The sequence below is a fragment of the Psychrobacter sp. NG25 genome, from assembly GCF_015234355.1.
Classification (GTDB): Bacteria; Pseudomonadota; Gammaproteobacteria; order Pseudomonadales; family Moraxellaceae; genus Psychrobacter.
On sequence record NZ_JADGMV010000009.1, the window covers coordinates 1 to 23,468 of the forward strand.

The 23,468-nt window shown below is 42.1% G+C and carries 16 protein-coding genes, 1 tRNA gene and 1 pseudogene; 17 read left to right on the forward strand and 1 reads right to left on the reverse strand.

The genetic code is table 11. The features are described from left to right. The 11 genes and pseudogenes from IPZ60_RS12585 to IPZ60_RS12635 all read left to right on the forward strand — a co-directional run. Window positions 1-86: pseudogene (locus IPZ60_RS12585) on the forward strand (elongation factor Tu); the annotation flags it as partial. A gap of 377 nt (window positions 87-463) precedes the next feature. Next, window positions 464-539 (forward strand) — tRNA-Trp (locus IPZ60_RS12590). 51 nt (window positions 540-590) lie between these two features. Continuing rightward, a complete protein-coding gene (gene secE / locus IPZ60_RS12595) occupies window positions 591-1,076 on the forward strand; it encodes a preprotein translocase subunit SecE (protein ID WP_194198098.1) in 486 nt (161 codons plus the stop codon). A gap of 94 nt (window positions 1,077-1,170) precedes the next feature. Next, the gene (gene nusG / locus IPZ60_RS12600; protein WP_110924116.1) at window positions 1,171-1,701 is read left to right on the forward strand and encodes a transcription termination/antitermination protein NusG; all 531 of its coding nucleotides are present in this window, start codon (window positions 1,171-1,173) and stop codon (window positions 1,699-1,701) included. Between the two features lie 90 nt (window positions 1,702-1,791). Next, on the forward strand, window positions 1,792-2,223 hold the full coding sequence (gene rplK, locus IPZ60_RS12605; RefSeq protein ID WP_110924115.1) for a 50S ribosomal protein L11: 432 nt from the start codon (window positions 1,792-1,794) through the stop codon (window positions 2,221-2,223). Further along, window positions 2,224-2,925: a 50S ribosomal protein L1 gene (gene rplA, locus IPZ60_RS12610; protein ID WP_194198099.1), complete on the forward strand. Its 702-nt coding sequence runs from the start codon at window positions 2,224-2,226 to the stop codon at window positions 2,923-2,925. It begins immediately after the preceding gene. A 432-nt stretch (window positions 2,926-3,357) separates the two neighbouring features. Further along, entirely contained in the window at window positions 3,358-3,885 is a 528-nt protein-coding gene (gene rplJ / locus IPZ60_RS12615; RefSeq protein WP_110924113.1) for a 50S ribosomal protein L10, read from the forward strand. A gap of 126 nt (window positions 3,886-4,011) precedes the next feature. Next, window positions 4,012-4,383 (forward strand): 50S ribosomal protein L7/L12, encoded by a 372-nt coding sequence (gene rplL / locus IPZ60_RS12620; protein WP_011514491.1) that lies wholly within the window; start codon window positions 4,012-4,014, stop codon window positions 4,381-4,383. A 706-nt stretch (window positions 4,384-5,089) separates the two neighbouring features. Beyond that, window positions 5,090-9,208: a DNA-directed RNA polymerase subunit beta gene (gene rpoB, locus IPZ60_RS12625; RefSeq protein ID WP_194198100.1), complete on the forward strand. Its 4,119-nt coding sequence runs from the start codon at window positions 5,090-5,092 to the stop codon at window positions 9,206-9,208. A 188-nt stretch (window positions 9,209-9,396) separates the two neighbouring features. Continuing rightward, on the forward strand, window positions 9,397-13,614 hold the full coding sequence (rpoC, locus tag IPZ60_RS12630; RefSeq protein ID WP_194198101.1) for a DNA-directed RNA polymerase subunit beta': 4,218 nt from the start codon (window positions 9,397-9,399) through the stop codon (window positions 13,612-13,614). 271 nt (window positions 13,615-13,885) lie between these two features. After that, a complete protein-coding gene (locus IPZ60_RS12635) occupies window positions 13,886-14,413 on the forward strand; it encodes a DUF6586 family protein (RefSeq protein ID WP_194198102.1) in 528 nt (175 codons plus the stop codon). A 166-nt stretch (window positions 14,414-14,579) separates the two neighbouring features. Here IPZ60_RS12635 and IPZ60_RS12640 read toward each other — a convergent pair whose 3' ends face one another. Beyond that, the gene (locus IPZ60_RS12640; RefSeq protein ID WP_194198103.1) at window positions 14,580-17,210 is read right to left on the reverse strand and encodes a penicillin-binding protein 1A; all 2,631 of its coding nucleotides are present in this window, start codon (window positions 17,208-17,210) and stop codon (window positions 14,580-14,582) included. A gap of 193 nt (window positions 17,211-17,403) precedes the next feature. Between IPZ60_RS12640 and IPZ60_RS12645 the strand changes: the two genes are divergently transcribed. The 6 genes from IPZ60_RS12645 (at window position 17,404) to aroK (ending at window position 23,458) form a co-directional block, all read left to right on the forward strand. Next, the gene (locus tag IPZ60_RS12645; RefSeq protein ID WP_194198104.1) at window positions 17,404-18,459 is read left to right on the forward strand and encodes a pilus assembly protein PilM; all 1,056 of its coding nucleotides are present in this window, start codon (window positions 17,404-17,406) and stop codon (window positions 18,457-18,459) included. Then, window positions 18,459-19,112, forward strand: a complete 654-nt coding sequence (locus tag IPZ60_RS12650) for a PilN domain-containing protein (RefSeq protein ID WP_194198105.1) — start codon at window positions 18,459-18,461, stop codon at window positions 19,110-19,112. Before IPZ60_RS12645 ends, IPZ60_RS12650 begins: the two co-directional genes overlap by 1 nt. Beyond that, on the forward strand, window positions 19,109-19,831 hold the full coding sequence (locus IPZ60_RS12655) for a type 4a pilus biogenesis protein PilO (protein ID WP_194198106.1): 723 nt from the start codon (window positions 19,109-19,111) through the stop codon (window positions 19,829-19,831). Before IPZ60_RS12650 ends, IPZ60_RS12655 begins: the two co-directional genes overlap by 4 nt. Beyond that, entirely contained in the window at window positions 19,831-20,364 is a 534-nt protein-coding gene (locus IPZ60_RS12660) for a pilus assembly protein PilP (RefSeq protein ID WP_194198107.1), read from the forward strand. The genes IPZ60_RS12655 and IPZ60_RS12660 overlap by 1 nt, the downstream gene beginning before the upstream one ends. A 26-nt stretch (window positions 20,365-20,390) precedes the next feature. Next, complete coding sequence (gene pilQ, locus IPZ60_RS12665) at window positions 20,391-22,700, forward strand: type IV pilus secretin PilQ (protein WP_194198108.1); 2,310 nt, start codon at window positions 20,391-20,393, stop codon at window positions 22,698-22,700. Between the two features lie 191 nt (window positions 22,701-22,891). Further along, complete coding sequence (gene aroK, locus IPZ60_RS12670; RefSeq protein WP_194198109.1) at window positions 22,892-23,458, forward strand: shikimate kinase AroK; 567 nt, start codon at window positions 22,892-22,894, stop codon at window positions 23,456-23,458. Window positions 23,459-23,468: the final 10 nt, after the last annotated feature.

The window sequence follows — 23,468 nt, forward strand, 5'->3', positions numbered from 1 at the left end:
TCGCTATGGACAAAGGTCTTCGCTTCGCTATTCGTGAAGGCGGCCGTACTGTAGGCGCTGGTGTTGTTGCTAACGTAAACGTTTAATACTGACTCTAGTATTTAACGCGTTAGTCAAAAGCCGTTCTCTTTATTGAGAACGGCTTTTTTTATGGGGGTTTATAACTCAAGAAAAGTTATGGGTTTAGCTATATATAGACATACTCATTATAGGATTAAAATTCTAAATAAAGACTATCAACTATAGAGTTAATTTATTTCTAATCTAGACTATTGTAATCTGTAGTATAGCTTGATATATTAACGCAGCTTCTTATCAGCTACTCACATTATCAGCCTAATTAAACGGTCAGTTAATGGAGTAGGTGTGCTGAATAAGAGAAAACTAGGTAAAAATAACAATTTTACCGCTAAAGGCTTGCATTTTATGCTCAATATTGTATAATGCTGTCCTTTACACCCATAGGCGATTGGCTCAATTGGTAGAGCATCGGTCTCCAAAACCGAGGGTTGTAGGTTCGAGTCCTACATCGCCTGCCATCTTCTTATCACATCTTTGTTGTACCCCACCATCTCCGAAGCGAGTTCTTTATGAGCAATAATCAAGATAACCTCGAGACTAAGTTATCTGATGCCAAGGCGGTTGCTGGTGGAATGCTGTCTAAAGATAAGCACATCTCAGCGGTCAATACTTCTGCTGTTGAAGTTGCTAAGACTGGCTCAATCAAAGATTTGATCTTGTGGCTACTTGCTGCAGCAGTTTTAATTAGCGCGACTTTGGTCAACCAGTATTTACCCGGCTATTGGCAACCTGCCAATGATGTCTGGGTACGTATTAGTATCATTGTCGCTCTTATTGTATTTGCATTAGTATGCTTGGCATTAACGCATCAAGGCCGCGCTTTTAAAATATTATTAAGAGATGCCGCTGTTGAGCTACGCCGAGTAACATGGCCAGGTAAAGACGAAACCTTTCAATACACATGGCAAGTTATTGTCGTGATTGGTATTGCTGGGCTTTTTGTTTGGCTGTTAGATAATTTTTTCAATTGGTTCGTTGGCATATTTATCGGTTAAATATTTGAAGTTGAGCACACTATCGTGTATTACGACTCGCTCTAACTTAAATATTGTAACTCAAAATTTTACTTATAACGATTAGGAGCGTGATATGCGTTGGTATATTGTCCAAGCGTTTTCAGGATATGAAAAGCAAGTACAGCGTTCATTAACTGATCGTATCAATCGTAGTGACTTCGCTGAATCATTCGGTGACGTATTAGTTCCTACTGAAGAAGTCGTCGAAATGAAAGACGGCAAAAAGCGTAAGAGTGAGCGTAAATTCTTTCCAGGATACGTTTTGATCCAAATGGAAATGAATGACAATACTTGGCACATCGTTAAAGAGTGTCCACGTATTATGGGTTTCATCGGCGGTACGCCTGAAACACCAGCGCCGATTACGCAAGTAGAAGCAGATCGTATCTTGAATCGTTTGAATCAGACTGAAACCGATCCACGTCCTAAAACGCTATTTGAGCCGGGCGAAGAGTTATTGGTTATCGACGGTCCGTTCACTGACTTTAAAGGTATGGTGGAAAAAGTCGATTACGAAAAGTCTAAACTACATTTGACAGTAAACGTATTTAATCGACCGACTCAGGTTGAGCTTGAGTTTAGTAAAGTTGAAAAGCTAGACTAAGCCCACACAAATTCATCAACCGGGGAGCTTTTAGTCAATAAGCTTACATAGCATATTGATTTAGCGTTATTACCCATTTAGGAGAGTATCATGGCTAAGAAGATTGATGGTTACATCAAACTGCAAGTGCCTGCAGGCAAAGCAAATCCTTCACCACCGATTGGTCCAGCATTGGGTCAAAAAGGCGTGAACATCATGGCGTTCTGTAAAGAATTTAACGCTGCGACCTCAAATCAAGAGCCGGGTCTACCGATTCCTACTGAGATCACTGTATATAGCGATAAGTCTTTTACCTTCATCATGAAGTCACCACCAGCTTCATACTTACTACGTAAGGCTGCTGGTGTTGCTAAAGGTTCAGGTACACCTAACACTGCTAAAGTCGGTAAAGTTGACCGTGCACAGTTAGAAGAAATCGTTAAGACCAAAGATAAAGATCTAACTGCAGCTGACCTTGACGCTGCTGTTCGTACCATCGCTGGTACTGCACGTTCAATGGGTATTACCGTGGAGGGTGTGTAAATGAGCAAGCTAACCAAACGTCAAAAAGAAATTCAAAGCCGTGTTGATAACGAAAAGCAATACACTATGGAAGAAGCCGTTCAAATCTTAAATGATTTGCCTGCGCTAAAATTCAAAGAGTCTATTGATATCGCAGTAAACTTGGGCGTTGACCCACGTAAATCTGATCAAGTAGTTCGTGGCGCTACCAACCTACCTGCTGGTACTGGTAAAACCAAACGCGTTGCTGTATTCGCTCAAGGTGCTGCTGCTGAAGCCGCTAAAGAAGCTGGTGCAGACATCGTTGGTTTTGAAGACCTAGCAGAATCAATCAAAGCCGGTAACATGGACTTTGATATCGTTATTGCTGCTCCTGATGCAATGCGTGTTGTTGGTCAATTAGGTACTATCTTAGGTCCACGTGGTTTAATGCCCAACCCTAAAGTCGGTACAGTAACGCCAAACGTTGCTGAAGCTGTGAAAAATGCTAAAGCTGGTCAAGCACAGTATCGTGTAGACAAAGCAGGTATTATTCATACTACTATTGGTCAAGTTGGTTTCACTGCTGAGCAAGTTATTCAAAATGCTGAAGCATTAATCACAGATCTAAAACGTGCTAAGCCTGCTACTTCTAAAGGTACTTTCATTAAAAAAATCACCTTGTCTAGCACTATGGGTCCAGGTATCTCTATTGATGCTGTTCCTTATCGTACTGCTAAATAATTAAGTATTCGCTCTTCAAGTATTTTGAAAAATGAGTACAAACGAATTCTAAAACATTAGGTCAGCGTAGCATATGCTACGCTGTCTAAGACCGTAGGTAGAGAGTGGTCTAGCATCATAGATAGCAATTTTCGAATGGCTAAATATGATAACAAGCTGCTTTTTTTAATCGACTACAGATGAAAATCTCAGTTGTCCTACGCAGACGGTGATCCACCCAGTTGTTGATAAGAGCCGATAGTTCAATCTATCACTTGATGTCATTCTGATAACGGTGCCGTAATCAGTCGTTACTAATAATATCTATTGCTATAGAGTTTAGAAGTAACGTGTCGTATCAAGTCAGTCTAATTTAGTCGTTTAATAATTGAGAATTTCGGTTTTTAAGAATTAAAATACTGAGCAGATTGATAAGATTAAAGGAGTCAACTTATGGCATTAACGCTAGAGCAAAAACAACAAGTTGTGGCTGAAGTGTCTGAAGTTGCTGCTAATGCTTACTCAGCAGTAGCTGCCGAATATCATGGTATTGGTGTTGCAAAGCTTACTAAGCTACGCGAACAAGCCCGTGAAAAAGGCGTTGTTTTGAAAGTGGTAAAGAATACACTAGCAAGACGCGCTTTTGAAGGCACTAAGTTTGAGAGCATGTCAGACCGTATGACTGGTCCACTACTTTTGGCTTTCTCTATGGAAGACTTGGGTTCTGCTGCTAGAGTCGTTTTCGACTTCAGCAAAGAAAACAAAGCTTTAGAGACCAAATTGGTATCAGTTGGTGGTGTTGTTTATGGTCCAGAAGAGCTAGAGCGCGTATCGAAGCTACCAACTCGCGACGAAGCACTCTCTATCTTGATGGCTACTATGAATGCACCAGTGACCAAGCTTGTCCAGACTATGAACGCAGTTCCTGGCAAGTTCGTTCGCACTGTCGCAGCAATCAAAGACGCAAAAGAAGCTGCTTAATTGCTTGTTTTAACGTAACTTTGACATCGTTGATTGCACTTTATTGCCAACACTATTTGAAAATTTGGCAAGCAATCCAAGCGATATTAAAATCAATTAATTTTTATCAGATAACGGAGAGTTCTCATGGCACTATCTAAAGATGATGTGTTAAACGCAATCGCTGAAATGTCAGTAATGGATATCGTTGAATTAATCAGCGCTATGGAAGAAAAATTCGGCGTAACAGCTGCTGTTGCTGCTGCACCTGCTGCTGCTGGCCCTGCTGCTGCTGCTGCTGAAGAAAAAGACGAGTTTGACGTAGTTCTTGCCAGCTTTGGCGAGAAGAAAGTTGGCGTAATTAAAGCCGTACGTGAAGCTACTGGTCTTGGCCTGAAAGAAGCGAAAGATTTGGTTGAAAGCGCTCCAGCACCAATCAAAGAAGGCGTTAACAAAGCTGAAGCTGAAGAGTTGAAAAAGAAACTTGAAGAAGCTGGCGCAACTGTTGAACTAAAATAAGTTTAGCAGCTGTACGAAAAAAAGCTGGTAATGCCTTGCATTGCCAGCTTTTTTTTACTATAATTCGTAGCTTGACCTTTTGTGTCTGCCAACATACGTATGCAACAACACGGTGGATACCCATCAAAAGGACAGACGATATACATGCAAGCACACATGCCAGTTATTAAAATCAGTTGATATGAGCTAAACGTCCGTAGATGTTTGGCATTTTTTTGTGTCTGCATGCTTTCCTATTAACACTATAGTTTATACTGATTCTGAAAGTTATAGTTACCCCGATTATTGTTATCTCTGAAAAGCTATTGATCTTAGGTTATCCATTTAGCATGATTTTACTGTCAGTATGTAGGCGCGTAGACGGTATATATCAGCGACGATAACAGTTTTGATGATGAATTTTAAACCGCAGTACAAGATATTGTAAGTATATTTGTAAATTGAGCCATAAGGGCAATGTATTGTAGACCATATGATATTGAAATTGTCAGTTTGAGTAGGCATATAGACTGACCTAGACACCAATTCTAAGATTGAATGAAGTGTGCTAACCAAGCATTGACTAGTAAAGTAGTAATTGACCAAAAGACATGAACTGAACACCAACACCCGTTTTATATTATCGTTTACGTCGCCAAGATACATAATATCTATGCATCTTGGCTTCGATTTTAATTTGTTTCCACGTTTACTGTAAGGACTCTCGATGGCATATTCTTATACTGAAAAAAAGCGTATTCGCAAAAGTTTTGCTGAATTGCCCACTGTGATGGACATTCCCTACTTATTGTCTATTCAAGTAGATTCTTATGAGCAATTTTTGCAAGAGCACAAAAAGCCGAAAGCTCGTGAGAATACTGGTTTGCAAGCTGCGTATTCCTCTATTTTCCCAATTGAGAGTCACTCTGGTAACGCAGAGCTACAATTTGTTGAGTACTATTTAGGCACGCCTGAATTTGATGAGCGTGAGTGTATCTTACGTGGTTCTACATTTGCTGCGCCGATGCGTGTCAAAATCCGTTTGATCATCAAAGATAAAGACAGCAAAGACAAAGACAGCAAAGCTGCAATCAAAGATATCCGTGAGCAAAGCGTCTATATGGGCGAAATGCCATTAATGACTGCTAACGGTACCTTTATTATCAATGGTACAGAGCGTGTTATCGTATCACAGCTACATCGTTCACCTGGTGTATTCTTTGACCATGATAAAGGTAAGTCGCATTCAAGTGGTAAAGTGCTTTATAACGCACGTATCATTCCTTACCGTGGTTCGTGGTTAGATTTTGAATTTGATGCAAAAGATTTAGTATTTGCTCGTATTGACCGTCGTCGTAAGCTACTTGCTTCAATCATTCTACGTGCACTAGGTCTGACCACTTCTGAAATCTTAGATCTTTTCTTTGATAAAGTAGCTGTATATAAAGGCGAAGAGACGTTTGAGATTGATCTGGTTGCTGATCGCTTGCGCGGTGAGATGGCTCAGTTTGATATTGTGTCGCCTGAAGGTGACGTTATCGTAGAGCAGGGCAAACGTATCAATGCACGTCGTATCCGTCAGCTTGAAGAAGCTGGTATGACGAAAATTGCTGTGCCTGATGAATATTTATATGAGCGTATCTTAGCCGAAGATATCGTGGTTAATGATGAAGTTATCGCTCGTGCTAACACCTTAATTGACCATGAATTATTGGTTAAATTGAGTGCGTTTGAAGCCAGTGAATCTATCAAAGAATTCAGCATTCTATTCACCAATGATATCGATCAGGGTAGTTACATTGCTGATACGCTACGTGCTGATAGCACATCAAGCCGTGAAGAAGCGCTGATTGAGATTTATAAAGTGATGCGTCCAGGTGAGCCACCAACGGTCGAAACTGCTGAAAAACTATTCGAAAGCATGTTCTTCAATGCAGATCGTTATGACTTGTCAAACGTTGGCCGCATGAAGTTCAACCGTCGTCTAGGGTTAGATTTTGATAATACAGATGATCCAGATATTCAACGCGAACGCAGCGTATTGACCAATGCTGACATCGTCAACGTATTAAAAGAATTGATTGAAATTCGTAACGGCCGCGGTGAAGTCGATGATATCGATCACTTAGGTAACCGTCGTATTCGTTCTGTAGGCGAAATGGCAGAAAACCAGTTCCGTGTTGGTCTAGTACGTGTAGAGCGTGCAGTTAAAGAGCGTTTGAGCTCAGCGGAATCTGATAACTTGTCACCACAAGATTTGATTAACTCTAAGCCTGTTGCTGCTGCGGTTAAAGAATTCTTTGGTTCAAGCCAGTTGTCACAGTTTATGGATCAGAACAACCCGTTGTCTGAAGTTACCCATAAACGCCGTGTATCAGCACTAGGACCCGGTGGTCTGACTCGTGAACGTGCAGGCTTTGAAGTGCGTGACGTACATGATACCCATTATGGCCGTGTATGCCCGATTGAGACTCCTGAAGGTCCAAACATTGGTCTTATCAACTCATTGGCAACATTTGCTAAAACCAACAGCTTTGGCTTCTTAGAAACGCCATATCGCCGTGTGGTTGACGGTAAAGTAACAGATATCATTGAGTATCTATCAGCCATTGAAGAAGTCGGTACTGTCATTGCACAGGCTGACTCACCATTGACTGAAGATGGTGCACTAAGTGACGAAATGGTCAGTGTCCGTAGCTATGGTGAATTCGTCCGTATGCCGCCAGAAAAAGTGACGCATATGGATGTGTCGCCAAGTCAGGTAGTATCGGTCGCAGCAGGTTTGATTCCGTTCCTAGAGCATGATGATGCTAACCGTGCCTTGATGGGCTCGAACATGCAGCGTCAGGCTGTTCCTACGCTACGTGCTGATAAGCCGTTAGTAGGTACTGGTATGGAGCGCTATGTTGCTCGTGATTCTGGTGTTTGTGTGATCGCTAAACGTGGCGGTGTGATCGAAGATGTTGATGCATCACGTATCGTTGTTCGTGTAAACGAAGACGAGATGACTGCTGGTGAAGCGGGTATCGATATTTATAACTTAGTTAAATACACGCGCTCTAACCAAAACACTTGTATCAACCAACGTATCATCGTTAACCAAGGCGATGAGATTGCTTTGGGTGATATCTTGGCTGATGGTCCGTCAACGGATCTTGGTGAGCTTGCACTAGGTCAGAACATTCGCATCGCATTTATGCCGTGGAATGGTTACAACTTCGAAGATTCAATCTTGCTATCTGAGAAAGTGGTTAAAGAAGATCGTTTTACCACCATTCATATTCAAGAATTGACCTGTGTGGCGCGTGATACCAAGCTAGGTACAGAAGAGATTACTGCTGATATTCCAAACGTTGGTGAAGCAGCACTATCAAGTCTTGACGAAGCAGGTATCGTCTATATCGGTGCTGAAGTTGACGCTGGTGATATCCTAGTTGGTAAAGTGACACCAAAAGGTGAAACGCAACTAACGCCAGAAGAGAAATTACTCCGGGCTATCTTTGGTGAAAAAGCAGCTGATGTAAAAGACACGTCTCTACGTGTTCCTACATCAAGCAAAGGTACGGTTATCGACGTACAAGTCTTTACTCGTGATGGTGTCGAGAAAGATGCACGTGCAAAAGCGATTGAAAAATCACAGCTTGATAGCTATCGCAAAGATTTAAAAGAAGAGCTACGTATCTTTGAAGAAGCAGCACGTGGTCGTATTGGTAATCTATTAGATGGCCAAAAAGTCAGTGGTGGTTCGGGTCTAAAAGCCGGTACAGTTATGGCCTTGGCTGATATGAAAGATATGAGCCTTGAGACCTTGCTTGACATTCAGCCAGTTGAAGAAGAAATCTCTGAGCGTCTAACGCAAATCGCTGAGTACTTAGTTGATAAGCAAAAAGACATCGATGTTAAATTTGCTGAGAAAAAACGCAAATTAACGGCAGGCGATGACTTACAACATGGTGTTCAAAAAATCGTTAAAGTTTATCTAGCGGTTAAGCGTCGTATTCAGCCTGGTGATAAAATGGCTGGTCGTCATGGTAACAAAGGTGTCGTATCACGCATCATGCCAGTCGAAGATATGCCTTATGATGAACATGGTAATACCGTTGACATCGTATTGAACCCACTTGGTGTACCATCTCGTATGAACATCGGTCAGGTTCTAGAGACGCATTTGGGTATGGCAGCTAAAGGTTTGGGCGAGAAAATCGATGGTATGCTCAAATCTCAAGCGGCGATCAAAGAGCTACGTGGTTTCTTGGACAAAATCTATAACCAAGTAGGCGGCGAGCAAGTTGACCTTGATAGCTTGAGTGATGACGACATCATGGCGCTATCAGACAACTTACGCGGCGGTGTACCAATGGGTACAGCAGTGTTTGATGGTGCAAGAGAGAGCCAAGTCAAAGACTTGCTAGAGCTTGCTGGTATGGACCGTGATGGTCAGCAGACATTGTATGATGGTCGTACTGGTCAGAAGTTTGACCGTAAAGTGACCGTTGGTTATATGTACATGCTCAAACTTAACCATTTGGTTGATGACAAAATGCATGCACGTTCTACTGGTTCTTACTCACTAGTCACGCAGCAGCCATTGGGCGGTAAAGCTCAGTTTGGTGGTCAGCGCTTCGGTGAGATGGAAGTCTGGGCACTAGAAGCTTATGGCGCGACTTACACGTTGCAGGAAATGCTGACTGTGAAGTCGGATGACGTTGAAGGCCGTACACGTATGTATAAAAACATCGTTGATGGTGAGCAGTATATGGATCCAGGTATGCCTGAATCGTTCAACGTACTGACCAAAGAAATCAAATCATTGGGTATTAATATTGAGTTAAAGCAAACCCATTAAGCACGGCTGGCTGAAGCTACCTTTAACATAGCTTCAGTTAATTATTATCCTTAGTGGTCAATCTAAAAGCAGTACGCGCATAGCTGCTGCTTTTAGTGATTTGTCTCAACCCTATTCATTGCCTTCATTCATCTTATTTGCGTCAAAAATGCGCTATCAGATGATTATAAAGATAACGGAGAAGCAACTTGAAAGATTTACTCGATATCATGCAAAGCCCTACCGGCAACGGTAACCAAGAGTTTGATAGCATTCAAATTACTTTAGCCTCACCTGACGTCATCAAGTCATGGTCACATGGCGAAGTGAAAAAGCCTGAAACTATTAACTATCGTACGTTCAAGCCTGAACGTGATGGTCTTTTTTGTGCCAAAATTTTTGGCCCAGTAAAAGATTTTGAGTGCTTGTGTGGTAAATATAAGCGCCGTAAGTTCCAAGGCGTTATCTGTGAAAAATGTGGCGTAGAAGTTACGACTGCTAAAGTTCGTCGTGACCGTATGGGCCACATCGACTTGGCTAGCCCAGTTGCACATATTTGGTTCTTAAAATCATTACCAAGCCGCATCGGTCTATTGTTAGACATGACGCTACGTGATATCGAACGTGTTCTATATTTTGAAAGCTACATCGTGACTGAGCCTGGTCTAACCAGCTTAGAAAGATATCAGTTGCTTGATGATGAAGATTACTTCAAAGCTCTTGAAGAGTTTGGTGATGAATTCACTGCTAAAATGGGTGCTGAAGCGGTTCAAGACTTATTAAAAGATATCGATTTAGATATCGAAATTGATGAGCTACGTGAAGCGATTCCGCAGACAGGTTCTGAAACTAAGCTTAAAAAGATGTCTAAGCGTCTTAAGCTATTAGAAGCATTCCGTGATTCTAATAACAAGCCTGAGTGGATGGTAATGAACATCTTACCAGTACTACCACCAGATTTGCGTCCACTAGTACCGCTAGAAGGTGGCCGTTTTGCGACGTCAGATCTAAACGATTTGTATCGCCGCGTGATTAACCGTAACAACCGTCTAAAGCGTCTACTTGAGCTTAGTGCACCTGATATCATCGTACGTAACGAAAAACGTATGTTGCAAGAGTCAGTTGATGCATTGTTAGATAACGGTCGTCGCGGTCGTGCAATTACTGGTAGTAACAAGCGTCCATTGAAATCTTTGGCAGATATGATCAAAGGTAAGCAAGGTCGTTTCCGTCAAAACTTACTTGGTAAGCGTGTCGATTACTCTGGTCGTTCAGTTATCGTTGTAGGTCCGACACTACGTCTACATCAGTGTGGTCTACCGAAGAAAATGGCACTTGAACTATTCAAGCCATTTACTTATAACAAGCTATTGTCTCATGGTTTGGCAACAACGATTAAAGCTGCCAAAAAGATGGTAGAGCGTGAAGAGCCACAAGTGTGGGATATGCTAGCCATGGTTATCCGTGAGCATCCAGTACTTCTTAACCGTGCACCAACACTTCACCGTTTGGGTCTACAGGCATTTGAGCCAGTACTAATCGAAGGTAAAGCAATTCAATTGCATCCATTAGTTTGTACCGCTTTCAACGCCGATTTCGATGGTGACCAAATGGCCGTTCACGTGCCATTGACGTTAGAAGCACAGTTAGAATCACGTGCGCTAATGATGTCTACCAATAACATCTTGTCACCTGCGAACGGTGATCCAATCATCGTACCATCACAGGATGTTGTATTGGGCTTGTACTATATCAGTCGCTCGTCTATTAATGCCAAAGGCGAGAGCATGGTTTTTGCTACCGTCAATGAAGCATTGCGTGCGATTGGTTCAAACGATCTACATGTAAACGCTAAAATCAAAGTGCGTGTCACTGAGACGCATATTGATGAAGAGGGTAACCAAACCAAAGAAATCAGTATCAAAGATACGGTTGCTGGTCGTTTACTTATCTGGAACATCATGCCTAAAGGTATGACGTTTGATGAATGTAACCAAGAAATGACGAAGAAAAACATCTCTCGTTTGATTAACTCTTGCTACCGTAAAGTAGGCGTCAAAGAAAGTGTTATGTTTGCTGACCAATTGATGTATCTTGGTTTTGCTCAAGCGACATTGTCTGGCGTGTCTATTGGTATTGATGACATGGTCATCCCACCATTGAAGAAGCAAATCATCGAAGTAGCAGAAGGCGAAGTTCGCGAAATCGAAGATCAATTCGAGCAAGGTTTTGTGACTGCTGGTGAGCGTTATAACAAAGTGGTTGATATCTGGTCACGTACCAATGACAAAGTCGCTAAGGCGATGATGGATAACTTGGCAACAGATAAGATCTTGAATGCCAAAGGTGAAGAAGAAGAGCAGAAGTCATTCAACTCTATCTTTATCATGTCAGACTCTGGTGCTCGTGGTAGTGCGGCACAGATTCGTCAGTTGGCTGGTATGCGTGGTCTGATGGCTAAGCCGGATGGCTCAATTATTGAGACACCGATTAAAGCTAACTTCCGTGAAGGTTTGACTGTACTACAGTACTTCATCTCAACTCACGGTGCACGTAAAGGTCTAGCGGATACGGCATTGAAAACGGCTAACTCAGGTTATCTGACTCGTCGTTTGGTTGATGTGGCACAAGATTTGGTTATCACCACTGATGACTGTGGTACTGAGCAAGGCTTGCTCATGAAACCACATATTCAAGGTGGCGAAATCATTGAGAAGTTGGGTGAGTTAGTACTTGGTCGTGTCACTGCACGTGATGTCAACTATAACGATGATGCTGATAAAGTATTGATTCCAGCAGGTACGTTGATCGATGAGCATTGGGTCAATGTGCTTGACGAAAACGCTATCGATGATATCTGGGTACGTTCAGTTATTACTTGTAATGTTGAGCACGGTGTTTGTTCACAGTGCTATGGCCGTGATTTGGCTCGTGGCCATAAAGTGAACATCGGCGAGTCAGTTGGTGTTATGGCTGCACAGTCTATCGGTGAGCCTGGTACTCAGTTAACCATGCGTACATTCCACGTGGGTGGGGCTGCAAGCTCTGCATCTGTGGACAATAGCATCTCTGTACGTAATGCTGGTCAAGCGCATTTCGAAAACATGAAAACCGTTCAGCATACAGATGGCCATTTGGTTATCGTATCGCGTTCAGCTGAAATTGCATTGACCGATGATCTTGGCCGTGAGCGTGAACGTTATAAAGTACCTTATGGTTCTAGCGTTCTTGTGAAACACGAAGATCAGGTTGAAGGCGGTCAGACCATCGCTAAATGGGATCCGCACACGCATCCAATCATCACAGAATTTGCTGGTACAGCACGCTTCAGTGATATCACTGATGGTATGACTGCTACAGTGAAAGTTGATGATGCGACTGGTATGAGCTCATTTGAGATTCTGGCGACTCGTGACCGTTCAAGCTCAGCAAAAGACTTACGTCCTGCTATTATCTTGAATACTGATGAAGGTAAAGAAGTGGTTTACTTCCTACCTGCTGAAACTATCATTCGCGTTAGCGATGGTGAAAAAGTAGCAGCTGGTTCGATCCTAGGTCGTGTGCCACAAGCGTCATCAGGAACTAAAGATATTACCGGTGGTCTGCCACGTGTTGCCGATTTATTCGAAGCACGTCGTCCAAAAGATCACGCCATCATGGCAGAAATGACAGGTGTCGTAAGCTTTGGTAAAGAGACCAAAGGTAAGAATCGCTTCATCATCACCAATGAAGATGGTGAGATTCATGAAGAGCTAATCCCGAAATGGCGTCAAATCAACGTCTTTGAAAACGAGACAGTAGCACGTGGTGAAGTTATCGCTGATGGTCCACAAAACCCACACGATATCTTACGTCTGAAAGGACAAACTGCGCTTGCTGATTACATCGTTAACGAAGTACAGGACGTTTATCGTCTGCAAGGTGTAAAAATCAACGACAAGCACATCGAAGTTATTATTCGTCAGATGTTGCGTAAAGTTGAAATCACCGACGGCGGCGATTCAAGTCACTTCAAAGGTGATCAAGCAGAGTATGCTGATATCAAAGCATTGAATGAAAAACTGGAAGCGGAAGATAAATTCCCAGTACAGTTTGAGCGTCAATTGCTAGGTATCACTAAAGCAAGTCTGGCAACAGAAAGCTTTATCTCAGCTGCGTCATTCCAGGAAACGACACGTGTACTAACTGCGGCTGCCGTTACTGGTAAAGTGGATGAGTTACGCGGCCTGAAAGAAAACGTGGTTGTTGGTCGCTTGATTCCTGCAGGTACTGGTCTTGCTTATCATAAAGCACGTAAAGAAAAAGCAGACCAAAAGCTACAAGATAAAGATCTTAATGCAGCGTTTGATATGACTGCTAGCACTGATAGTAAAGACTTTGCTAGCTTTGATGAAGCCTTTGCACAAGAGCTGAACCAAGATAACTAATAGTATTAGACATTTTTGATTCATTGTTAGTTTGATAGAAAAGCCAGCCTTAGATGCTGGCTTTTTTACGTTTATAGATAAGTAAAGTAATGAGAATAATTCGTCTAAGGCTATATCTGGTAAGCTAATAAGTCTTAATATAGCGCCGCTATTTTTTAGCTGATATACTTTCTAGCAAGATTGTTCCAGTTAGTAGTACACTCAAAAAGTCATGTCATAAGTGGTGGCTCTTTTCACTGGTCATATTTATTAATATAAGGATAAGTAGAAAATGGCAGGTAAAACACGTGTTGCCAAATATCAGGCAGATCGAACCAATCAAAAACTTTATTTTTGCCGTCTATCTTGCCAATCAGCAGGAAGTACCAACGATAAGCAGTTGTATCAAGCACATTGTGAGACTGCTATTTTCCATCTATACGGTGCTTTTCTTGCATTTACTCAAGAGCTTGGTTATTTCTATAATTTGAATATGTCAGCACCAACACTATCAGATATCGAACAAGCCTTGAGTGAAAGTACGCAAGTATCTCCTGAGGTTCAGCGTCTCCAGCAGCTACAGCAGCAAGGATTTTTGGCCAATATAGAGCGTGCTTATCAGCGCTGTCTTTATGCGGTACCACCAGATACAGTCGTTGATGAAAAATTAAGCAATGACACGAAGCAGTCGTCGGATCTCATCGTTAATGTGGTTACTTTATCAAACCAATGGTTACCAGATGAATCGACGATACGCGAATGGCGTCAGCAGTTTTTAGAGCTGATTGAACAGCTTCGTGCTGGAATGGTTGAGTTTTAGCAAATCTACCAGTAGGGTGGTGTAAGTTTGGTGTTGATAGAAAAGCCGACTGATAAGCTTCGTGAAGTAGGAGGTCATTGCTATAATTTCCAGACATAAAAAAGCCTGTTTAGAATTGTCTAAACAGGCTTTTTTATATTCAACATCAGTTAGTATTTTAGATAGTTTACTCTGGCATCGGTGGAAGCGTTTCAACTGGCGTTACTGATAATGGGTTTTGCGGTACCACATCATTATTACGGCGACTTTCGGTATTACGGCGACTTTCGGTTCTTGAGGTCTGTGAGTTATTTGATTCTGCAGCAGGTTCAGGTGACAATTGCGTCCGCTGTTGTGTTTGCGTAGAAACTGGTTTCTCAGATGTATTGTCGTCAGCTTTACTGGTTCTTGCCGTTTTTTTCTTTTGTCTGGTAGATGTAAAACCTTTATCATTAGGCACCCACTGACGAGGTGTATCCTTAAGCTGGGCTCTCATAAAATCCATCCAAACAGGTAATGCTGCTACACCACCATATTCGTGACGACCCATAGTCGTTGGTTGATCAAAACCCATCCATACGACTGTTGCATTGGTAGGGTGGAAGCCTGCAAACCAAGCATCTTTAGCGTCGTTAGTAGTACCTGTTTTTCCGCCAATATCATCGCGTCCTAGTGCTTTTGCACGTACTGCTGTACCACGCTGAACAACGTCACGTAAAATATCTGCCATATCAAAAGCAACTCTTGGTTTCAATATTCGAGGCGCTTGTTTGGCCAATGCATACTGAACTGCAGGTGCTTTTAAACGATCCGCTTGTGGGCTAGCATCATAGACACTTAAGTCGATAGCTTTATCATTTTGTTCAGTATCTTCTACATCTTGTTCTATAACAATCACTTCGCTGTTAACAGCTTTGCTTTCGTCTTCAATCGATTGATTATAATTTTCGATTGACTCTTTATTACGCTTTTCGAGATCTTTATTGAAGCATTTGGCACATGCTTGTTGTGGGTTCGCCTGAAATAATAGGTTATTACTATAATTATAAATTTGTTCAATGAAATAGGGTTGTACGCGATGGCCACCATTGGCAAAAGTTGCATAGGCAGTCGCCATCTGTAAGGGTGTTGCTTGTCCTGCACCCAGTGCTAACGATAAAGTGGTTGGAAGCTTTTCTTTATCGAGGCCGAACTGATCTAATAGGTTACGGGTATCAGCAATACCAATGGCTTGCAATAGACGAATAGATACTAGGTTACGAGACAAATAAAGGCCGCGGCGTAGAGTGATATCACCCAAGAAGCGTTGATCAGAATTTTTAGGCTTCCATTCACCGACTTGAATAGGACTATCTGACACAATGCTATCGGGACGATAGCCTTTTTCTAGAGCCGCTGTATAGACAAGTGGCTTAATCGTTGAGCCTGGTTGACGCCAGCCTTGTAACGCTCGGTTAAACTTGCTGTGATTGAAATCGAAGCCACCCACTAAGGCATTAACGGCACCAGTCGCTGGATTCAATGAAACGAGGCTACTTTGTATTTTAGGTACTTGTGCCAACTGCCAATTGTTATTACTGGTTGGAATTAGGCGAATAATATCGTTCTTACTGACTATTTGGCTAGCATTACTAGGAGCGTAGCCAATACGATTAGCAGAGATATATTTACTTGCCCAGCGCATGCCTGACCAATTAACGGTTACCGTTTCACCTGAAGGCATTAGCGCCTCAAAACTACGAGAGTTTACCTTGGTTACTTTGGCGGGGGACATGCTGCTATATCGACGGAAGTTTTCTAGCGGTTCATCATTGGCTTCAGCACCTCGCCACCCATGACGATGATCATAAGCAACGAGACCTTTGAGGACTGCCGCTTCCGCATCTGTTTGTGCTTTGCTATCAACCGTAAGACGTACACGCCAACCACTTTGCATGACTTGTTTGCCGTAGCGTTGAACTAAAGTAGAGCGCGTCATTTCTGCCAAATAGGGCATATTGACGTCCAGCTTCTCTTTATAAAGGTTAATACCAATAGGAGAGGCAATCGCTTCATCACGCTGTACTTTAGTAATATAGCCTAACTCATGCATACGCCCGATAATCCAGTTACGGCGAGTTAATGCACGTTCAGGATTGGCCACAGGGTTGTATTTAGAAGGTGCTTTTGGCAGACCAGCTAACATTGCCGTCTCAGCAATAGTGAGATTTTCTAGTGATTTACTATAATATTTTTTAGCAGCGGCACGGACACCGTAGGCACCTTCACCTAAATAGATTTTGTTGACATAAAGCGTCAAAATATCGTTTTTGCTGAGCTCGTCTTCAATCTTACGTGCTAAGAACAATTCAGTTAACTTACGATTTAAAGTACGTTCTGAACTTAAAAAGTAGTTTTTGGCGACTTGCATTGTGATGGTAGAGCCACCTGTTTGACTATTATCGTCGGTAACCGCTTCAGTCACAGCACGGCCTAAACCTTTGATGCTAATACCACTATGTTGAAAAAAAGAGGCATCTTCTGCTGCTAGAAAGGCATGAGTAAGGTCTTCAGGAATATCTTCAAAAGTAATCGGTAGTGATAAGCGATTGCCATACTGACCAATTAGTTTGTCATCACTACTATATATTTGTAGTGGCATTTCTAACTTCGCCGTCTTAATCTCTTGAGTGCTAGGCAACGTTGGCGATAAATACATCGCCATACCGTAAAAACCGATAGGCACAGCAAGGGCTAAGATAACTGCTAATGCTAAACAGGCGACAAAAAGCCCTACCAAAAAATGAATGAGTCGGGCGGTAGCATTTTTTTTGATCATAAGAAGACTTATCAATTAAAATTTGCAACAGATAATGTATTATACCTTGAACAAAATAGGCAGGTCATAATAAATGTGTAAGTTAGACTGAATAACTTATTTAAATGCTTGAATCTATCTATTAAGTAAAGTATTGTATTCAATTATTACAAATAACTATCAGATTGTACACTTAATATAAGGTATAGAGTTTGTGAGGCTATTTACTTCCAAAAGTCAACATTTGATTGGTGTGGATATCTGTGCCACTTCAGTGAAGTTGGTTGACATACAGCGCCAACAAGGCATGTTTCATCTAAAATCTTATGGCATTGAGAGACTGCCGGAAGGTGTAGTCGTCGATAAACTTCTCTTAGATACGGAAGCGGTTGGTAATATTATTACTAGCTTAGCCAGACGTTGCCATGTCACTGGTGCTGATGCTGCTACGGCGGTTTCAGGGTCAGCCGTGATTACCAAAATCATTGATATGGATACCGCATTGAGCGATGTTGAGCGTGAAGCTCAAATACGTTTAGATGCTGATCAATACGTGCCTTATCCGTTAGAAGATGTTAACTTGGACTTTGAAGTTTTAGGTCCTTCTTTGGCCAGTGATGAGATGGTACAAGTATTACTTGCCGCATCTCGCTCGGAAAATGTTGACCAACGAGTTGACGCATTAACCTTTGGTGGTTTGAAAACTAAGGTTATGGACATCGAGTCTCACGCCATTGAACGTGCTTTTGGGCTTATGGTAGATAACTTACCAAGTAACCCAGAACTGGTTGCACTGGTTGACATTGGGCATAATCAAACGACTCTATATGTCGCTAAAAATGGTGAATTCATATACAGTCGTGAGCAGTTGTTTGGTGGTGTTCAGTTGACAGAAGCGATACAAAATCGTTATGGACTATCTGCTGAAGAGGCAGCGATTAGTAAACGTGAGCGTACATTACCTGACGATTACTACCTCGATGTGCTGACGCCTTTTATGGAAAATACCATTCAGCAAATCACTCGTTCATTACAGTTTTATTTCTCCTCAAGTCAATATAGTAGTATTGATCATGTAGTGTTGGCTGGTGGCAGCAGCTCTATCGCTGGTCTTGCAGGTATGGCACAACAAAAACTGGGGGTGACGGTTAGTATTGCTAATCCTTTTGCCAATATGACTATTGCACCAAATATTGATAATGAGCAATTAACAATTGATGCACCAAGCTTAATGGCCGCGTGCGGTCTTGCGTTAAGGAGCTTCGACTAATGGCTCGTATTAACCTCTTACCCTGGCGACAAGAAGAACGCGAACGTCGCAACAAAGAATTTATAACGTTGGTAGTTGCGGTGATTTTGCTTAGCCTCCTGGCTGCATTTGCTTCATGGAGCTACTTTAACAATGCACTTGCTGAGCAGCGTGATGCGAATGCCTTGATAGAACAAGAAAACGTTCTTTTGGATACAGCATTGGTTGAAATTGATAGCTTAGAGCAGCGCCGTGAAGACATCATTTCACGTATGCAGGTCATTCAGGACTTGCAAGGTCGACGTCCTGTACCTGTACGTCTATGGGACGATCTTGCTAAAGCTATGCCGCCTGCGCTCTACTTAAATAATCTAAAACGTGAAGGCGACACACTCACTTTAACAGGTCGTGCTGATAACCCTTATATCGTATCAAGGTTGATTCTAAATCTTGATAATAGTAAGTGGATGGGTGATTCAGCAGTGAGTAATATTCAACAGAATATCAGCGCTTATGAGTCCGCACCAGTGCTTAATAATACAGTCACTAGTGGTGGGCAGTCACGTCCTGTTTATCCTGAAGATAGCTATGTTCAGTTTGTGGTAACGACTAAAGTTCAGTCGGAGACAGCCGCACCTGATGATGCTAGTACTGGGCCTGGAGGTGAGTTATGAAGCTTAGCCGTAAAAAAAGCCTAATCAAAACCAAAAAAACTGCTTCGAAATCAAAGAAACAATTTGATTTACAGGAATTTCGCCGCAGTTTTGAATCGTTAGATTCTGACAATTATGGCAGCTGGCCGCTACCAGTAAAAGTTACCGTAATCGGGCTTATTATTATACTTATAGCAGCATTATCATGGTCGCTACCGATTAGTAGTAAAATTGATGAGATAACCGCTGCTGAAAGCCAGCAAAATACGTTGCTTGAGAGCTACCGTGAAAAAGAATCACGTGCGCGTCACTTAGAAGAATATAAAGCACAAGTTGTTCAAATGGAAACAGAATTCAATACTTTATTGGATCAGTTACCAAAAGATACTCGTGTGTCAGAGTTGGTAGAGGGTATCAATATGACAGGCGTTGGCAGCAACATACGTTTCCAAGATATTTCTGTAGAGCCTGAAATTGAAAATGAATTCTTTATTGAGCAGCCTATTCGTATTGCAGCTTTAGGTGAGTTTCATCAGTTTGGTAGCTTTATCAGTGGTCTTGCTGCTCTACCACGAATCATCACTATGCATGATTTTGAAGTCAGTAACCCGCAGCCAACCTTAGATGTCTTACCAGAACTTAATTTGGTACTGAACACAAAGACGTATCGCTCGAAAGAAGCTGATCCTGATCCTGAGGCTGTTGATACGGTCGCTACTGATAATGCAGGAGGCAACTAATGACTATTCAAAAACTGCCTATGCTACTGGCTTTAAGCGTTACTGTTTTATCAATGACAGGATGTGCTGATCGTATTGGTATGGCAGAGCAGGCAATGACGGACATCCGTAATAAGCCTGCAAAGCCCATCGATCCACCGCCCAAAGCTGAGCTTGTAGAAGACTTTGTCTATAGCGCCAATGCACAGCGCAGCCCATTTTTGCCACCTAGTCTGGTCAATACACAAGGTCCTAGCACTTCTATCGATGGTGTTCGTCCTGACATTACCAGAGTAAAAGAGCCACTTGAGCAATATGAATTGTCACAACTGGTTTTTCGCGGCGTCGTTGTTTCACCTGAAGGTCAGCGATATGCGTTAATACAACGCCCTGATGGTTCAGTCGCGAGCGTTAAAGTAGGTGATTATCTTGGAGTAAATGACGGCCGTATTGTTGAAATCACGCCGACTCAGATTAACTTGATTGAAATTGTGCCAGACAGCCGCGCAGGGTTTGTTGAAAAACCCCAGTCGCTGGTTTCCCCTATAAGCTAAGTCGGCAGATTTTTGAGGAATAAATAATGACAGTACGCAATAACAAGGTAATGATGATGAGCAACCGCGTAACTTCTGCTTTTGCCATTTCAGCATTGGCAATCAGCATGGTAGCAGTGAGTAACAGTGCCCATGCTGCACAGCGCATTAATAATGTCTCTGTGGTACAAACTGCTCCAGCAGTGACGCAAATACGTTTAGGCTTTGCAGGTGTGCCAGTATTGCCTGCAGCCTATCAGCTTGATGATCCTAGCCGCTTGGTACTAGATTTTGAACAAGTGCAAAATGGACTTGCAAGCCGCTTTAGCGAATATAATATCGGTATGGTAAATGATGTTACTACCTTAAGTAGTGACAGTACCACGCGTCTTATTGTTGGTTTAAAACAGACAGGTACTTATACGACAACGATTGACGGTAATGATTTAGTATTGACCATTACTGATCCTAGTCGTTCAGTGAGGACTAATGACCCTGTCCAAGACGTACTTAATAATACAATCACAACGACACCGATTGTAGAGACTAGTAGCGCATATACCGCTGTTGATACAACTAATAAGACTGTGGCTAAAAATCAAGTACCAGCCGATACGATGGTTGTCAGAGTTAATCCGTTATTAAGCCCACAACTTGCTGCTTCGCAAGTAAGAACACAATATAGCTATGATGGTTTGAGTGCGGTTAATTTTGCAGCAGGAAAAGATGGTGGTGGTAACGTCAGTATCGCCCTGACTAATGAGGCCATTCCAGTTGACGTACAACGCCAAGGCAATAAATTGGTAGTAAACCTAACTGGTAGTACAGTACCCAGAAACTTATTACGCCGTCTGAATATTAATAGCGGTCTTGTTAATAGTATTGATACCAAAAACCAAGGTCAAAATGGTGTCATTACTATCAATATGACTGAAGATTATGAGTATCAAGCCTATCAGTCGGGCAACCAATTAAATATTAGCATCAATAAGCCAGCATTATTACGTGAGCCGACGCTTGAAGAGCGAGTATATAGTGGTGAGCCTTTGTCTATGGAATTCCAAGACGTTGAGATTCGCAGTGTCTTAGATATCCTAGCTCAATTTACTGAAATGAACATTGTAGCTAATGATTCAGTCTCTGGCAATATCACTTTGCGTCTTATCAACGTACCGTGGGATCAAGCGCTTGATATCATCTTAAAAAGTAAAAATTTAGGTAAGCGTGAAAATGGCAATGTCATTTTGGTAGCACCTGCCACTGAACTGGCTGAGCAAGAAGCGAAAGAGCTTGAAGCACAGCAAGCGGTTGAGTCATATTCGCCACTGCGTACTGAGTATATCCGTCTAAGCTATGCTAAAGCGCAAGACGTTTTGACGCTGATCTCTCAAGGTAGTGGCTCATCGGGTGGTAGCAATACTGGAAACTCTAGTGATAGTAATAGTCTATTGTCTAATCGTGGTACAGTAACGGTAGATAGCCGTACAAATACTTTGATTATCAAAGATGTGGCTGACAGCATTGAAAATATTCATAAACTGATTGCAAAGATTGACGTTCCAGTCCGTCAAGTCATGATTGAAGCGCGTATTGTCAGTGCTTCGGATAGCTTTAGCAAAGAAATTGGGGTAAGTTGGGGTATCTTGTCTGATGGTGCCGCTAATAACAGCAGCTTATTGGTTGGTGGTAGCGATCAAACCTTATGGGACCTCAGAGATTTTGATACAGATAGTGATACTGGCGGGGTAACATACGATATCACTCGCCCTGATAACCTAAACGTGGATCTTGGAGTTTCCAACCCTGCTGGTAGTATTGCATTTGGTCTCCTTGGTTTGTCAGGTTATACGCTTGATCTTGAGCTATCAGCCATGCAAGCGGATAATCGTGGTGAAGTTATTTCTACACCTAAGATTTTGACCGCAGACAAGCAAACGGCCAAAATCTCTTCTGGTACGCAAATTGCCTATCAAGAAGCATCAGCAAGTGGTGCGACCACAACTAGCTTTATAGAAGCTGCACTTAGTTTAGAGGCGACACCGAACATCACACCTGATGGCAAAATTAGTCTAAACTTAAACATCAAAAATGGCTCACCAACGGTTTATAATGGTGCTGTGGCCATTTCTGAAGATTCTATCTCTACCAATATCATCGTAGAAGATGGTCAAACAGTGGTACTTGGTGGTGTTTTCAAAAACCGTATCGCTGACGGTGTGGAAAAAGTCCCATTCTTAGGTGACTTGCCTTATGTTGGTCGTTTATTCCGCAAAGATACCCGTAGTAACGAAAAAGAAGAGTTATTGATTTTCATCACGACTAAACTGATTAATGATGGCGTTAGTCGTTTAGACTAATGATGATATTATGTGTGTAAAGCAAAATTAATACTTTGTTATCTCACAAAAGAAAAAAGCAAGCCTAAGAGCTTGCTTTTTTCTTGCCCTATTTTTATTATTAGCCAAGTTTTACTGGTAATAATAAAGCCTCATTACTAGCCAGAATATCGATGACGTTGTATGATAGCTAATTTAACTGAGTAAGTATTATGGTTGAGGAATTGCCATCGGTGTTTTTAGTAGGACCGATGGGAGCAGGTAAGACGACTATCGGTAAATTGCTTGCTAAGCAGTTAGGTCGCATCTTTGTAGATAGTGATTGGTATGTTGAATCGCAAACAGGCGCTGATATTGCTTGGATATTTGCTAAAGAAGGTGAAGCGGGCTTTCGTGAGCGTGAGACACGAGCTATCGATGAGCTGACCCAAAAAAACCAAATCGTATTAGCGACTGGCGGCGGTGCCGTTATGTGTGCTGAAAATAGAGCGTTTTTACAGCAACGCGGTATTGTGGTTTATTTAAATGCGCCCGTCGATGTGCAGATGGCCCGTACTGCTAAAGATAAATCACGCCCATTACTACAGCAGCCTAATCCTAGAAAAATACTGCAAGACTTATATAGCAAACGCGATCCACTATATCGTCAAGTCGCCCATATTATTATGCCAACCGGACATACTTATCCTCGTCATATGGTCAGTCAGCTCTTACAGCAATTAGCATCGTTTAATAACTCTGCGACGATAACGCCAGAACATAACGAAAATGAATCATAAGTCATAAGAG

What these genes read in the sequence shown, in the direction of transcription:
- IPZ60_RS12650 (WP_194198105.1), top strand. Translation starts at nt 18,459, where the DNA reads ATGGCTCGTATTAACCTCTTACCCTGGCGACAAGAAGAACGCGAACGT.
- rplA (WP_194198099.1), top strand. Translation starts at nt 2,224, where the DNA reads ATGAGCAAGCTAACCAAACGTCAAAAAGAAATTCAAAGCCGTGTTGAT.
- nusG (WP_110924116.1), top strand. Translation starts at nt 1,171, where the DNA reads ATGCGTTGGTATATTGTCCAAGCGTTTTCAGGATATGAAAAGCAAGTA.
- rpoB (WP_194198100.1), top strand. Translation starts at nt 5,090, where the DNA reads ATGGCATATTCTTATACTGAAAAAAAGCGTATTCGCAAAAGTTTTGCT.
- IPZ60_RS12660 (WP_194198107.1), top strand. Translation starts at nt 19,831, where the DNA reads ATGACTATTCAAAAACTGCCTATGCTACTGGCTTTAAGCGTTACTGTT.
- pilQ (WP_194198108.1), top strand. Translation starts at nt 20,391, where the DNA reads ATGACAGTACGCAATAACAAGGTAATGATGATGAGCAACCGCGTAACT.
- IPZ60_RS12640 (WP_194198103.1), bottom strand. Translation starts at nt 17,210, where the DNA reads ATGATCAAAAAAAATGCTACCGCCCGACTCATTCATTTTTTGGTAGGG.
- rplL (WP_011514491.1), top strand. Translation starts at nt 4,012, where the DNA reads ATGGCACTATCTAAAGATGATGTGTTAAACGCAATCGCTGAAATGTCA.
- aroK (WP_194198109.1), top strand. Translation starts at nt 22,892, where the DNA reads ATGGTTGAGGAATTGCCATCGGTGTTTTTAGTAGGACCGATGGGAGCA.
- IPZ60_RS12655 (WP_194198106.1), top strand. Translation starts at nt 19,109, where the DNA reads ATGAAGCTTAGCCGTAAAAAAAGCCTAATCAAAACCAAAAAAACTGCT.
- rplK (WP_110924115.1), top strand. Translation starts at nt 1,792, where the DNA reads ATGGCTAAGAAGATTGATGGTTACATCAAACTGCAAGTGCCTGCAGGC.
- secE (WP_194198098.1), top strand. Translation starts at nt 591, where the DNA reads ATGAGCAATAATCAAGATAACCTCGAGACTAAGTTATCTGATGCCAAG.
- IPZ60_RS12635 (WP_194198102.1), top strand. Translation starts at nt 13,886, where the DNA reads ATGGCAGGTAAAACACGTGTTGCCAAATATCAGGCAGATCGAACCAAT.
- rplJ (WP_110924113.1), top strand. Translation starts at nt 3,358, where the DNA reads ATGGCATTAACGCTAGAGCAAAAACAACAAGTTGTGGCTGAAGTGTCT.